12 protein-coding genes are annotated in these 13,946 nt (G+C 62.1%); 5 read left to right on the top strand and 7 right to left on the bottom strand.

All coding sequences use genetic code 11. The annotated features are described in order from the left end of the window. Positions 1-49 precede the first annotated feature (49 nt). Both glmS and acpS read left to right on the top strand, forming a co-directional pair. Positions 50-1,876 (top strand): glutamine--fructose-6-phosphate transaminase (isomerizing), encoded by a 1,827-nt coding sequence (glmS, locus tag ACMRQN_RS07895; RefSeq protein WP_418734522.1) that lies wholly within the window; start codon positions 50-52, stop codon positions 1,874-1,876. 15 nt (positions 1,877-1,891) lie between these two features. Continuing rightward, on the top strand, positions 1,892-2,485 hold the full coding sequence (gene acpS / locus ACMRQN_RS07900; RefSeq protein ID WP_418734523.1) for a holo-ACP synthase: 594 nt from the start codon (positions 1,892-1,894) through the stop codon (positions 2,483-2,485). A 29-nt stretch (positions 2,486-2,514) separates the two neighbouring features. Here the strand turns inward: acpS and ACMRQN_RS07905 are convergent, their stop codons facing one another. Continuing rightward, on the bottom strand, positions 2,515-3,405 hold the full coding sequence (locus ACMRQN_RS07905; RefSeq protein ID WP_418734524.1) for a hypothetical protein: 891 nt from the start codon (positions 3,403-3,405) through the stop codon (positions 2,515-2,517). Between the two features lie 385 nt (positions 3,406-3,790). Between ACMRQN_RS07905 and ACMRQN_RS07910 the strand changes: the two genes are divergently transcribed. The 3 genes from ACMRQN_RS07910 (at position 3,791) to ligA (ending at position 7,570) form a co-directional block, all read left to right on the top strand. Further along, the gene (locus ACMRQN_RS07910) at positions 3,791-4,714 is read left to right on the top strand and encodes an NAD(P)H-hydrate dehydratase (protein WP_418734525.1); all 924 of its coding nucleotides are present in this window, start codon (positions 3,791-3,793) and stop codon (positions 4,712-4,714) included. A gap of 108 nt (positions 4,715-4,822) precedes the next feature. Next, positions 4,823-5,353 carry an HdeD family acid-resistance protein gene (locus ACMRQN_RS07915; protein WP_418734526.1) on the top strand — a complete coding sequence of 177 codons (531 nt, stop codon included), beginning with the start codon at positions 4,823-4,825 and terminating at the stop codon, positions 5,351-5,353. 81 nt (positions 5,354-5,434) lie between these two features. Beyond that, positions 5,435-7,570, top strand: a complete 2,136-nt coding sequence (gene ligA / locus ACMRQN_RS07920) for an NAD-dependent DNA ligase LigA (protein WP_418734527.1) — start codon at positions 5,435-5,437, stop codon at positions 7,568-7,570. Positions 7,571-7,686: 116 nt separating this feature from the next. Here the strand turns inward: ligA and queA are convergent, their stop codons facing one another. From queA to ACMRQN_RS07950, 6 genes are all read right to left on the bottom strand, one after another. Then, the gene (gene queA / locus ACMRQN_RS07925; protein ID WP_418734528.1) at positions 7,687-8,871 is read right to left on the bottom strand and encodes a tRNA preQ1(34) S-adenosylmethionine ribosyltransferase-isomerase QueA; all 1,185 of its coding nucleotides are present in this window, start codon (positions 8,869-8,871) and stop codon (positions 7,687-7,689) included. A 266-nt stretch (positions 8,872-9,137) separates the two neighbouring features. Continuing rightward, the gene (locus tag ACMRQN_RS07930) at positions 9,138-9,458 is read right to left on the bottom strand and encodes a type II toxin-antitoxin system RelE/ParE family toxin (RefSeq protein ID WP_418734529.1); all 321 of its coding nucleotides are present in this window, start codon (positions 9,456-9,458) and stop codon (positions 9,138-9,140) included. Then, positions 9,459-9,746, bottom strand: coding sequence for a type II toxin-antitoxin system Phd/YefM family antitoxin (locus ACMRQN_RS07935; RefSeq protein WP_418734530.1), 288 nt, complete (start codon positions 9,744-9,746; stop codon positions 9,459-9,461). A 64-nt stretch (positions 9,747-9,810) separates the two neighbouring features. Then, a complete protein-coding gene (locus ACMRQN_RS07940; protein WP_418734531.1) occupies positions 9,811-11,718 on the bottom strand; it encodes an acyl-CoA dehydratase activase in 1,908 nt (635 codons plus the stop codon). Beyond that, positions 11,715-13,076, bottom strand: a complete 1,362-nt coding sequence (locus tag ACMRQN_RS07945; protein WP_418734532.1) for a 2-hydroxyacyl-CoA dehydratase subunit D — start codon at positions 13,074-13,076, stop codon at positions 11,715-11,717. Before ACMRQN_RS07945 ends, ACMRQN_RS07940 begins: the two co-directional genes overlap by 4 nt. Further along, entirely contained in the window at positions 13,073-13,897 is an 825-nt protein-coding gene (locus ACMRQN_RS07950) for an epoxyqueuosine reductase QueH (protein WP_418734533.1), read from the bottom strand. Before ACMRQN_RS07950 ends, ACMRQN_RS07945 begins: the two co-directional genes overlap by 4 nt. Between the last annotated feature and the right edge of the window lie 49 nt (positions 13,898-13,946).

Consider the following 13,946-nt stretch of genomic DNA (forward strand, 5'->3'; position numbering starts at 1 on the left):
ATAGGTGCGGAAAAAAGCGCGCCCGCGCCTGACGACAAGGAGCTCTCATATGTGCGGAATCGTGGGATATACTGGCAAACGCTCAGCTCAGGGTATTCTTATTCAGGGTTTAACGCGGCTTGAATACCGCGGTTACGATTCGGCCGGCATCGCGGTGCAGGAGGGCGACTCCCTTGCCGTCATCCATCGCAAGGGCAAGGTTGCGAGCCTGGAGCACACGCTGTCGCATTTTGATTTCCAGGGCACGTGCGGCATCGGGCACACGCGTTGGGCCACGCATGGCAAACCGAGCGAAGCGAACGCGCATCCGCACACTTCTTGCGGCGGGCATATCGCCGTCGTGCACAACGGTATCATCGAGAACTTCGCCGAGTTGCGCGAAGAGCTTGAAGGCCGCGGGCACGTCTTCACGAGCGAGACCGATACTGAGGTCGTCGCCCATCTTCTTGAAGAAGCCTACCAGGGCGATCTCGTTGCGGCGCTGCGCGAGGCGTGCTCTCGCATCGTGGGCGCGTACGGCCTTGCCGCCGTCTGCGACATGGAGCCGGGCGTCATCGCGGTCACGCGCAAAGATTCCCCGATCGTCATCGGGCAGGGGGAAGACGGCGCATACGTCGCCTCCGACATGATTGCCATGATCGACGCCACGCGCGATGTCGTCATCTTGGGGGACGGCGAGTACGCGCGCATGACCGCTTCGGGCATCGAGTACACCGATGAGGCGGGACGTGCGATCGAGCCGCGCATCACGCATGTTGATTGGGACCTTGACCTGGCCGAAAAGGGCGGCTATCCCGATTTCATGCTGAAGGAGATCCACGAGCAGCCGCGCGTCATCCGCGACACGCTCGCTGGGCGGCTTGTGAACGGCGCGCTCTCCATCGACGAGCTCGACCTGACGCCTGAGGAGCTCAACCTCATCGACCGCGTGTACGTCATCGCGTGCGGCACGAGCTACCATGCGGGCCTCATCGCGAAGAACCTGATCGAGGGCTGGGCGCGCATCCCCACGGAATGCGAGGTCGCAAGCGAGTTCCGCTATCGTAACCCCATCATCACCCCGACGACTCTCGTCGTGGCGGTGTCCCAGTCGGGCGAGACGGCCGACACGCTCGCCGCTATCCGCGATGCTCGCGTAAAGGGTGCGCGCGTGTTCGGCATCACGAACGTGGTGGGAAGCCCCGTGGCGCGCGAGTCCGACGGTGTCATCTACACGAAGGCGAACAAGGAAATCGCCGTTGCGTCGACGAAATCGTTCTTGGGCCAGGTGGTAAGCTTGACGCTGCTCGCGATGCTGCTCGCCCAGGCGAAGGGCAAGCTTCGCATGAACCAGATTCGCCTGTTGTTCCGCGAGCTGGCTGACACGGCCGAGCAGGTCGAGCGCATCCTCGCCGAGTGCAAGCCCTCCATCGAGGAGGCGGCGCGCGCGTGTAAGGATGCCCGCAACGCGCTCTTCATCGGGCGCGGCATGGGTGCCGCCATCAGCTACGAGGGTGCGCTCAAGCTGAAGGAGATCAGCTACCTGCACGCCGAGGCGTACCCCGCCGGCGAGATGAAGCACGGTCCGATCGCGCTCATCGACGAAGGGTTCCCCGTCATCGCCATCGCGACGAAGAGTCCGGTCTACGACAAGGTCGTTTCCAACCTGCAGGAGAGCAAGGCCCGCGGCGCGATGATCGTCGCCGTGGCCACCGAGGGCGACGAGGACATCAAACAGCACGCTGACCACGTGATTTACATCCCGAAGGTTCGCGATGCGTTTTCCGCCATCACGGCGAGCGTGCCGCTGCAGCTGTTCGCCCGCGCCATCGCCGTCGAGCGCGGCTGCGATGTCGACCAGCCGCGTAACCTCGCGAAGAGCGTGACGGTAGAATAGAGAAGCGGAGTTTTGATGCCTGCACGGAAAGAGGAGACCGTTCGCGCGGTCGAGGACGCCGCCGCAGTGTCGCTGCCCATCGACGGGGCGGTCGGCCTTGGTGTCGACATCGTCGAGATTGCGCGCATGAAGAAGATTCTGGAGCGCACTCCGTCGTTCGCGCGCAAGGTGTTTTCCTGCGAGGAATGCTGCTACTGCGAGGGCACGGCTATGCCCGAGGTCCATTTCGCCACGCGCTTCGCTGCAAAGGAGGCCGTGGTGAAGGCTCTTGGAACGGGTTTCACTCGCGGAATCGGAGTGCGCGACATCGAGGTGAAGCGTTCGTCGAAGGGGCGGCCTTATGTGGTGCTGTCGGGCCGCGCGAAGCAGGTAGCCAAGGAGCTGGGTGTTCGCGAGCTTCCCATCTCGCTTTCGTATACGCATACCGATGCTGTCGCGTGCGCTTTGGCTATCACGGAGGATTCCCAAAAGGCGGCGGAGGAGCGGGTCGACCAGAAAGCCGAGCTCGCGAAGCGCTTCAAGGAGGCGCGCTCGATGCTTGACGAGATCGACGCCCCTGCCGACGCGACGCCGTCTGGCGAGAAGGCCGCCTCGCCCGAGGGCGTTTAGCTCGGGAATGCTGCTCCAACCGTTCGACGTTATCCTTGTACACGAAGGAGCGGGGCTAGCAGCTGCTTGCGGAGCTTCATCTGCCGACTGCGGAACTCCTCGCTGCGGGGGTGGATTCTATGCCGAAGCCGACGGGAAAGGATCCGCGCTGTTTTATCGAAGGCGATCAAGTCGTTGAACTGGCGTTTTGTGACGCAAATCTCCGTTATCCCCAGATGTACGAGAATATTGCGCCGGCGAGCATCGTTCGCAATGCGCGAAGAGCCCGTGTGCCATTTGTCGCTGTCGTACTCGACGGCGATGTTCTTGTCGGGCCAGAATAGGTCTGGGAACAGCACGCTGTTTCCCGTAAGCCGTTGAACGTGCGCAGGAAGGTCGATGCGTGGGTTGAGCTGCGGATAGGCAATCCCGTAGCTGCCCATGCGGTAGGGCAGGCAAAGATGCAGCACGAGCTGGGTTTCTCGCGGGGAGGCCGCGCCCGCGAGAACGTATGGCGTAAGTCGGCGGGCGGGTTTGGCGCCGTTCAAGCCCGTCATGCGGGTGAGCATCTGGTTGATTCTCAAGGGTGTGGTCAGGGGATATGCGTCGTTGATACCAACGCGATAGGTCCCGCAGAGTGCGAATGCGATTCGAAGGAACTCAATTTCGCCGAGCGCCGGGGCGGCTTGGATGAGCGCGAACTCGGGCGAGCAAACGAAGACTCCCGGCGCTGCGAGATGGAAATCCGCAGGTCCGAGCTCAAGAGTGGTCGTATGAATCGCGACATCGTGCGAGTGCCTTGCTGCCTCGTGCGTTTCGACAAGAAGATGCACTTTCTCGTGTTGTCGTTCTTCGGGAAGAACGCCCACGGCTGCCGCTATCTCGGATTCGCGAAGGGGAATGCTAAGTTGGGGAGTGCTGGTGGATCGAAAGTCGTCCATGCGGGGGCTCCCGACGTGCGAGAGCCAGTAGTGAAGAGCTGATATGTGACAAACAACAACATCCATGCCGCGATTGTAGCAGGGTATAATCCCAGATAGATTGAAAATCAATAAAATAGGCAGCTGTCTAACATATATCAAGAATAACGGGTAAAGAATGGAGTGACACCCGGCGGGGCGCCCGCGGGTTGCCGTTCGACCGAGGCACTCGTGGGCGCTCGTCATGCCCCATTGGCGCGTTCGCTCAAATCTTCGCTTTGCGCCGCTCGCCCCGTCCACCGAAATCGCAAATCGGATAAGATGATGAGCAGCTTGAAGGAGTCAAGCCTGGCACACAACGGTTATACTCAAGCAAGATGGTGAAAAAACGCGAAGGGACTTCAAGATGATCGCATGGAAGTATTCGGATGCGAAGCTGTGCGGCCTCCTTCCCGAGCTTGCGGAAGATGCCAACAAGTATACGCGCGGGAAGGTGTCGCTCGTTGCCGGCTGCTCGCGCTATCCCGGTGCCGCCGCTCTTGCCGCCTTGGCATCTCAGCGCATGGGGGCGGGGTATACCGAGGTTATCTGCGCGCCGAAATCGGTCGATGCCGTTCGCGCGGTAAGCCCCTCCCTCGTCGTCCGCCCGTGGAAGAACCTTTCCCCTCGCGATTTCCCGCCAATGCGGGCGGGCCATCCGTCGGCGTACGTCTTAGGCCCTGGCTTCGACGCGTCGAGCGGATCGTGCGAGAAGCTCGCCTTCACTGTGATCGAATCGGTCTGCGCGCCACTTGTGGTAGACGGGGGCGCTCTTGCCTTCCTCTCTACGAAAAAGGGCCGCAAGCTCGTCCAAGAGCGGTTCGAGTCCGGGCTCGAGACGATCGTGACGCCCCATGCGGGTGAGGCGGCTCGGCTTGCCGCCCCCTTCGATTTCCCGACCGACGATGCTGACGAGCTCGCACGCCTTATCTCGCTTGCGTATGGCGTGACGGCGCTTGTTAAGGGGCCTAAGAGCTTCATCTCCGATGGCGAGACCACCGCGGTGATGGACGAGGGGACGCCTGCGCTCGCGAAGGCCGGCACGGGAGACGTGCTTGCGGGTATGATCGGCGCGCTCCTCGCGCAAGGGCTCGCGCCTTTCGATGCGTGCGTGCTCGCGGCGACGTTTCACGCCCGGGCGGGCCGTCTTGCCGCGTCCGAGCTCTCCGAGCGTTGCGTCGTGGCGGAGGACCTGCCGCGCTATCTTCCCCTGGTGGTTCGGGAACTCGAGGCGCTTAAGAGCCGCTTGAGCGAGCGAGAATTGTACGCACGTTATTCAGCAAGTGTGTAATAACTATTCACCGCGGCGAACGTGCGCGGTAGAATGTGGCTGTTGCATGAGGGCGCGGCGTGTCAACCACGGCGCGGCGTCCATCGATACCAAAGGAGGTCGATTGTTATGGCGGAATCGAAGCGTCACGATTGGGGGCTTATCGGCGCAGGTGCGCTCCTCGTTTTGCTCGCAATCTTCATCACCGCGTTCCCTGGACTCACGTTGGCGACGATCACGGCGATACTGGGCGCTGGCTTCCTCGTGAGCGGCATCCTCGATCTTGTGGGATATGTGCGCCTGAAGGGAAACCTATTCACCTCGCCTTCGCCCTGGATGATCGTGTATGCGGTCCTCGACATCATCATCGGCATCATGTTGCTGCTGCATCCGATTGTTTTTGCGGGCGTTGTTTCGTGGCTTGTGGGCATCTTCGTCGTGGCGTTCGGCGTCATCGAGGTCGTCGGCGCGGTTCAGCTGCACAAGTTCAACATGCCGATGTGGGGCTGGATGGTGTTCTCGGGTATCGTGGACATCCTGTGCGGCGTGGTGTTCTTCGTCTACCCGGCGATGCTCGCTGTTTTCTTGGCGGTATTTGTCATTATGCGCGGCGTTTCCCTTATCATGTACGGATGGCGCGCCGACAGCGTGCTCATGTAGCGTCGCCCCGGCGGGCGGCCGCATAGCGAAACGGTATCAGGCCCCGGCATGCCCGGGGCCTTGTTCGTGAAGGGGACGGATATGCCCGAAGAGCAACAGAATCTGTTCAGCGGCGAGGAATTGGCTGCTCAGGCAACCGATCCGGCAGCGCGCATCGAGGCGCTCCGCCGCGAGATCGAGCACAACAGCTATCTCTATTACGCCCTCGATGCGCCCGCGATCTCCGACGGCGCGTTCGACTCGCTCATGCACGAGCTGCGCGCGCTCGAGGCGCAGCATCCGGAACTCATCGACCCGTCGAGCCCGACCCAGCGCGTGGGCGGCTATGTCGGCGATCAGTTCGCACCCATCCAGCACGAGCGGCGCATGTACTCGCTCGACGACGCCATGGACGCCGGCGAGCTCGACGAGTGGCTCGGTCGCGTGGAGGACTTCTTCGGCGAGATTCCCCCGCTTGTGTGCGAGCTGAAGATCGACGGCTCCTCTGTCGCCTTCACCTTCGAGAACGGGCGCCTTCTGAAGGCGGCGACGCGCGGCGACGGTACGACGGGCGAGGACATCACGGTAAACGTGCGAACCGTGCGAGACGTTCCTTTGCGCCTGCGCGACGAGGCGCTTTCCGCCATCCGCGATACTGAGGAGCCTATCGAGTTGCGCGGCGAGTGCTACATGCCCAAGTCGAGCTTCGAGTCCCTTAATGCGGCGGCGGAGGCGAACGGCAAGTCAGGGTTCGCCAATCCGCGAAACGCCGCTGCAGGCAGCCTTCGCCAAAAGGATCCGCAGGTCACAGCGCATCGCGACCTGTCGACGTTCGTGTATGCGGTGGGCGATGAGCGCAAGCTCGCACTCGACACCCAGTGGGATTTGCTGCAATGGTTGAAGCGTGCGGGTTTCCACGTAAATCCCGACATCGAGCTTGTCCACTCGGCAGAAGAGGTCCATGCGTTCTGCGAGCGCTCGCTGGAGCGCAGAAACGCCTTGCCTTACGAGATTGACGGCGTTGTCGTGAAGGTGAACTCGTTCGCGCAGCAGGAGGCGATGGGCTACACGGCGCGTGCTCCTCGCTGGGCGATTGCCTTCAAGTTCCCGCCCGAGGAGAAAACGACGCTGCTGCGCGATATCACGGTGCAGGTCGGGCGCACGGGTAAGCTGACGCCCGTGGCCGAGCTCGACCCGGTGCGCGTGGCGGGCTCTACCGTGGCCCGCGCGACGCTGCACAACGAGGACGAGGTGCGCCGCAAGGACGTGCGCGTGGGCGATACGATCATCGTGCGCAAGGCGGGCGACGTGATTCCTGAAATCTTAGGGCCCGTGCTTTCCCTTCGTCCGGCCGATGCACAGCCGTGGGAGATGCCGCGCGTGTGCCCGAGCTGCCAAAGCCCCGTCGTGCGCGAGGAGGGCGAAGTCGACTACCGCTGCATTTCTATTGATTGCCCAGCTCAGGCGGCCGAGCGCCTTATTCATTGGGCGAGCCGCGGCGCTATGGACATCGACGGCATGGGCGAGGAAATCATAGGGCGCCTTATCGAGAGCGGCCGCGTGACCGACGTTGCTGACTATTACACGCTCGATGCGGTCGAGCTTTCGATGCTCGATATGGGACGCGTGAACAAGGACGGTGCGCCGATCCGTTTAGGCGAGACCGTGGCGAAGAAGCTCGTGGCGGCGATCGACGAGAGCCGCACGCGCCCGCTCGCCAGGCCTCTGTTCGGTTTGGGGATTCGCCATGTGGGAAAGACGATGGCGGAAGCGCTCGCTGCGGCGTTCCCTTCCATCGATGCGCTCATGGCGGCAAGCGAGGAGGAGCTCGCTGCGGTCGAAGGCGTGGGTCCGAAGATTGCGCGATGCGTGTACCTGTTCTTCCGCACGCCCGACAACGTGGCCGTGATCGATCGGCTGCGCAAGCACGGCGTGTCGCTGGAAGACGACGTGCAGGCCGCAGCGGAAGACGCGCTGCCGCAAACGCTTGCAGGGCTGACTTTCGTGCTAACGGGTAGCCTCACGCAAAGCGGGATGACGCGCGACGAGGCGGGGGCTGCCCTTAAGGCGCGCGGCGCGAAGGTGTCGGGAAGCGTGTCGAAGAAGACGAGCTACGTTGTCGCAGGTGAGGCTGCGGGTAGCAAATACGACAAGGCCATAGCGCTCGGCGTCCCCGTGCTCGACGAGGACGCGCTTGTACACATCCTGGAAACCGGTGAGGTGCCTGCGGGGGAATAGCCGCAGGATAGCCGCAGGCTGAGTTCCCCCCGCTCTCGGCCTGATTTTCCCTCAACATGATGCGAGGCCCCTGCGAACTTGGATTTCGCAGAGGCCTCGCTTGTTTTTCTCGCTTGCTATTTCGCTGGCTTGATGAACATGGCATCGCCGAAGGAGAGCATGCGGTAGCGGCTCTCGATGGCGTGGCGATACGCCGCCATAATGTGCTCACGGCTCGAGAACGCGCTCACGAGCATCATGAGCGTGCTCTTGGGCACGTGGAAGTTCGTGATGAGCCCGTCGATCACGTGGAAGGTGCTGCCCGGCAGAAGGTAGAGGCTCGTGGCGTCGCGATCGCGCGCCGTGATGGCGCCTTCGCCGCCGTTCGCCTGCGGGTCCCAGGCGCTTTCCAGGCTGCGGGTTGACGTGGTTCCCACGGCGATGACGCGCCCGCCCGCCGCATGCGTCTCATTGATGGCGTCGACGGTGGTCTGCGGCACGGTGTAGAACTCGGTGTGCATCTTGTGCTTGGTCGGATCGTCCTCGTCTACGATGCGGAACGTGTCGAGGCCCACTTCGAGCTCGACGGTTTCCCAACGGACTCCCTTCGCCTTCAAACGCTCGATGAGCTCGGGTGTGAAGTGGAGGCCCGCGGTGGGCGCAGCCGCCGAAGCCTCGCGGCGCGAGTACACGGTTTGGTACAGCTCTTCGTCGCCAGCGTAGTTTTTGATGTAGGGCGGAAGGGGTGTGTGACCAACGGCGTGAAGCGCCTCATCGAGCGAGGGGTGCGTCGTGGTGAGGCGCGCGATACGCTCGCCTTTAGCGGCCGATGCCTCGGCGTCCTGGCCTTCGCCCGCCGCCGCTGCGTCCGTCTTCGCGCTCGCCCAGTCGACGACTTCGGCGGAAAGTGCGACGCTTCCCTGCTTGTCGGTGAAGTCGACTACAGCGCCGCTGCCTGGCTTCAGGCGCTTGCCAGGGCGCACGAGCACTTCCCAAATGGCCTGTTGGTTGGTTGATTCGGTAAGCGCGTCGTCGAGATAAGGCTTTGCCTTCTCGCCTTTGACCTCGCGAAGGAGGAACACTTCCGCCTGACCGCCCGTGCCTCGTTTCGCGCCTAAAAGGCGTGCGGGCATGACGCGCGTCTCGTTTGCCACGAGCAGATCGCCTGGGCGCAAGTACTCCTCGATGTCGCGGAAGATGCGATCTTCGAGTTCTCCCGATTCGCGGTCCATTACCAACATGCGGCAGGCGTCGCGCACCGCCGCAGGTTCCTGCGCGATAAGCTCTTCGGGCAGGTTATAGTTGAAATCTTCAGTTCTCATGCTTGTTGCCCTTCGCTGTGGAGCTTCGCCTTCCTGGCCCCCTGCGCCCCGCTTCGCGGTGCTCGGGGTTCAGCAGTCCACTGGACTGTTGAGGATGCTCGGCAGGCTTTCAGTGCGGCCCGCCGCCCTTCGCCGTGGCCCTTCGCCTTCCCTGCCCCCTGCGCCCCGCTTCGCGGTGCTCGGGGTTCAACAGTCCACTGGACTGTTGAATAATTAAAGTCTTCTGTTCTCATGTAATAATCCTTTAATCGTCGCTTTGCGTTCGGTTAATCATCGATGTCGATGAACGCAAAGTCATCGATATCTTGGCGAGTGTGTATGATTCGCCATACGATAAGGTTCTCGCTGTTGAAAGAATAGAAAATGCGGTAGGGGCTGACAAGCCATGATCGGTACCCTTGGTGAGAAAGTCTTTCGTCGGCGAAGGGGCGGCCAAGCTCGGGCGTTTCGCAAAGGTGATCAATCGCTTCGACGATCGAATCGTAGATTTTGCGGGCTGATTTCGGGACTTTCTGCACCTCACCGAGATAAATCACTATCGATTCTAGATCGTGTGCAGCGCGAGGACGGTAGAGGGGGGCAAGCATTTAAACGCCCCAATATGCGAAGAGGCGCTCGATGGAATCGCCGACTGCCTGTTTCGTGAGCGATTCCGATCGATATTTCTCCTCGATTTCTGCTTCGCGGAGTTTCTGTACATAGCGTTCGTGTCGCTGTTGCCCTTCGTACGCCTCGCAGTCGATAACCACGAGGCTTGCCTTGCCGTTCTTCGTCATGAAGATGGGCTGTTGGCTCTCGCGCGCCAATTCGCATACATCGTTCAGATTGGTGCGAAGGTCACTGATGGGCCTGATCTGCGGTATAGGCAATGGCATAGATTCCTCCTTAGAACGGAAGAAATTATAGCATAAATTTATGCAAAATTTATACGTAAATATACTACTCTGATTTCTCCAACGCGAGCAAAGCAGCTCCCGTGGCGCCCACGATTTCGGGGTCCTCGCAGATGAAGAGCTTCTCTCCGATGAGCTCCTCGACCGCGCGCACCACGCCCGGGTTTTGGGCGACACCGCCCGTCATCATGTAGGCGCCTTCCAGGCCGACGCGCCTCATGAGCGAATACGCTTTGCCGGCCACGGCGCGGCAGACGCCTGCTGCAATGTCGGGTTTCTCCTCGTTGTTGGCGATGAGCGAGATGACCTCGGACTCCGCGAACACCGAGCACATGCTGGCGATTTCCAGGCGTTTCTTGCTCTCGAGCGCCGCTGGCCCCAGCTCGTCGAGGCTGATCTCGAGCGAGCGCGCGATCATTTCGAGAAAACGTCCCGTGCCCGCCGCGCACTTGTCGTTCATCGCGAAATCGGTCACCTCGCCTGCGGCGTTCACATGGATGGCCTTGCTGTCTTGGCCGCCGATGTCGAGGATAGTGCGAACGTCGGGGTTGAAGTAGTGCGCACCTCGCCCGTGGCAGCTGATCTCGGTCACGTTCTCGTCGGCAAACGGGATGCTCACGCGACCGTATCCGGTGGCAATGGTGCATACGACCTGGTCAGGCGTGATACCTGCGCGCTCGAGCACTTCGCTATACGCGCGCTCGGCGGAGGCGCCCGCCTTAGCGCCCGTTCTGATGACGACGCTTGCGACGATCTTGCGCGCCTCGTTCATGACGACGGCGTTGGTGGAAGTCGAGCCCGAGTCGAGCCCGACGACGAAGGTGGCGGCTGTGCTCATAGGTGAGCCTTTCTGGCTTGCGAGGTGTTCGGTTCGCGAGGCGCCAATTGACTCGAGGAACGCCTCGAGCCGCGTGAGCATCTGCCCGCGGCTCTGCGCGGTGCAATCGGTTTCGAGCGCGAGTATCGGCGCAGGTGATGTCCGTTTAAGGTCGCTGTACTCGTAAGAATACATGTCGCAAAATTGCACGGCGTGGTAGACCAGCCCGTCGACCTGGGGAAGGACTTGGTCGAAGAAGGCTTTGCGCGGGGATATGTTCCGCATGCGCGCGCAGGGAAGCTGCGTGAGCACGTCGTGCGCATACTGGGCAAGGGTGTCTGTTTTTCGGGGCACGAAACGACGGATTGCGTTCGTGCAGGTGATGTCGAAGGCGATGTTCACGCCGTGCGCTTCGAGAATGCGTTTGATTTCGGCGTTCGCGCGTGCGCCTGCGATGCCTACATTGGGCATCGTGGGGGAGAAGTGCGTCTGCGGTTGCAGGGCGTTGTCGACCTGCGGGGCGGCGGCTGGCGCGGTCGCGCTTCGCTCAGAAGCTTCGCAGCCTTCGCTCCATGCGGCCGAGTCCGCCGCCTGGTTGCTGTTGGCGAAACTTTGCGAGACGGAGCTCGACTTCGCGAGGCGGAATGAAGGCTGCGCAGCTTCTGAATGAAGTCTCGCCAAGTCGAGCTCCAAGGGTGAGTCGCAGTTCCCTTCCGCAGGGCAAAGGGTGCCGCCGAGCTGGGCGAACAGCTTCTCTTCCGAAAACGTTGCATTGGCGAACTCGCCGTATGCAGAAAGGAGCTTTCGCACGTTGCGCTCGAACAGCGCGCAGGCTGCCTCGCCCGTGTCGCGCGGCACGTCGAGCACGTGGATGAACAGGTCGGGAGCTTGCGCGCGCAGGGCGTCGGCGAGGCGGCGCATGCTGTCGCAGCAGGTGGTCAGCACGATGCCGTCAAGGTTTCCCGAAAGGACGGTCTCGAACGTCGCCTTCGCGAAACTGCACACGTTCGCGTGCATGCAAGACTCGGCAGCGTCGAAGCTGACGAGGCTCTCATCAGGCTCGATGCGCTCCATATGCGCGCCCATTGCCTCGAGCGCCTCGATGGGGGCGTATTTGCAGACATATCCGACCCTCATTGCGCACCGCCTTTCGTCTCGGCGGTCCCGCCCTGCGCAGTGCTTTCCCCGTTGACGTTCCCGCCCTGCGCGGCGCCTTCTGCCCGCTTCGCCTCGAGCACCTCGAAGAATGCCTCGAGGCGCGTCTTTATCTGCCCGTCGTGGCTGTTGCGCTCGTCGATGCCGTCGCCGTCGAGCTGCAGAAGTGGCACGCCGGCTTCGTGCAGGTGCTCACGCAAAAGGGCGCTCCCGCCTGAGGACTGCTTGCATCCCCAGTGACAGAAGTGGATGACGCCGTCGGCGTGCGTCGCGTCGAGCAGACGGTCGACGAGTGCGAGCTTGCGTTCGTAGGGGCCGTTCATTGCGTTGCCGATGAGCTTTTTGGCGAGCGCGCGAAAAGGATCGGCGTCGTCGAGGTCGCTCATCGTGCAAAAGGCCATATCGACGGCAACGATCTGATGGTCCGGGCTGTAGTCGAAGGCGGCTTTCAGGCTTTGCTGGTAGTACGGCATGAGGTGCACCCAAAGAATCTTGTCACCCTGAAGCCTCGGCGCACGCTTGATGTCGTCCACCATGAAGCGCAAAAGATCGCGCAACTCCTCGCTTCCCGCCGAAAGCTGCATGGCGAGCACGAAGAACAGGTGATGAATGAACTCGGCCGGGTAGAAGTGCTCCGCTTGCAGGCGCATGAATTCCCAGGCGAGGGCGTTCGTCTCGCGCTCGACTTCCAGAAGATGGGAAAGGCGGCTCTCGTCGAAGGGGGTGCCCGTCAGCTTCTCAAGCGTACGTGCGAGCTCTCGCAGCTGGTCGGCGAGGTAGTCGATCGATGCGTCATCGTTATCATAGGGCACATCGAGCAGCACCATGGGGACGTCCATCCGTTGCCCCAGTTGGCGGAAGGTGCTCAGGTTGCCGTCACAGGCGCAGGAGGTGGTCACGGCGAGCCGTGGCGCATGCAGCACGCCCGTCTCCATCATCCCCATGACCGTTTTGTGGTACGTGCACAGCGTGGATGCAATGCCGGATTCCTGTGCGCGGTCGATGAAGTACGGCGCTGCGTGGTATCCCGAGAAAAAGCTTGCCAGGCACTCGACGCTTACGGTTCCCAGCCCGAAACACTCCATAATCTCCACCGGTGCGAACACGTTGCCCCATACGTAGTTGCTTTCATGTCCGAGTTGGTCGGAGACGAGGCCGAGTGTGTAGGCCTCCAGTTTGTGATAGCCGCGCGCCGCATGGAAGTTGGGAAGATGGCGCGATCCCCAGGTGTTGCCGCGAAAGCCGATGAGGGCATCTCGCCAGCCGCGCTCGGGGTCGGTCTCGCACGTGCGGCGCACGTGGTCCATGTAGCGATGTATGAGGTCGGCGAAGGGTTTCACTCTGATGCTTTCTGTTTTGCCTGCTCGCGAAGCGATTTGAGAATCGCTCGCTTGCGGGCTTGCTTCTTGTCGTATGCTGCGCGTGCGGCGCGATGCTGTTTGAGCTCCGCCTCGGCGGCGGCGATCTCGGCGGCGTGCTCGGCGCGTTCTGTCTGTTTTGCGGCGGCTCGCTGCGCCTTGCGCTCTGCTCGCTCGGCGGTTGCTTCCTCGTCGCTTATGCGGCAACCGCAGTAATTCTGGCGATACATCCCGAGGGCGCGGCTTCGGCGCGTCGCCTCGTCGTAGTAGGGGCGGAAGTCCTCGAAGATGCCCTTGATTCCCTCTCGCTCGGCCGCCCGGCGCACTTCCTGCTCGATGACCTGGGTGTATTGGTAGGGGCTTACGGAAAGCGTGGTGCCGATGCCGTCGAAGCCCTGCTCGGCAGCCACCCGCGCCGTCTCTTCGAGTCGCAGCCGGTAGCACGCGCGGCAGCGTGCCTCTCGGCGCGTGGGGTCGACGGAGAGGACGTCGGCGCGGAGGGACGCGTCCTCGCCTGTGGCCGATTGCGCTTCCTTGCGTGCTGCCTGCACGTCGGCGAGCGCTGCATCTCCGATGCGCCCCGCAGCCTCTTCCCAGGTGGCAGGGTCGTAAGGGCCCTCGATAACGGGAATGCCCTCGCTTTTCGCCCAATCCTCGAGCGTGGCGAGGCGGTGCGCGTACTCTTCGCGCGGTGTGATGTTCGAGTTCGCGTAGTAAATGGCGATATCGTGCCCTGCCGCTTGGAGAAGGCGCACAGGCTCGAGCGAGCATGGCCCGCAGCATGCGTGCAAAAGCAATTTCATCTGCGGCTCCTCTCGCCCTCGTGGATTCAACCTGTCGATACTAGCACAG

Origin of the sequence: Ellagibacter sp., assembly GCF_048412355.1 — a bacterium.
Classification (GTDB): Bacteria; Actinomycetota; Coriobacteriia; order Coriobacteriales; family Eggerthellaceae; genus Ellagibacter.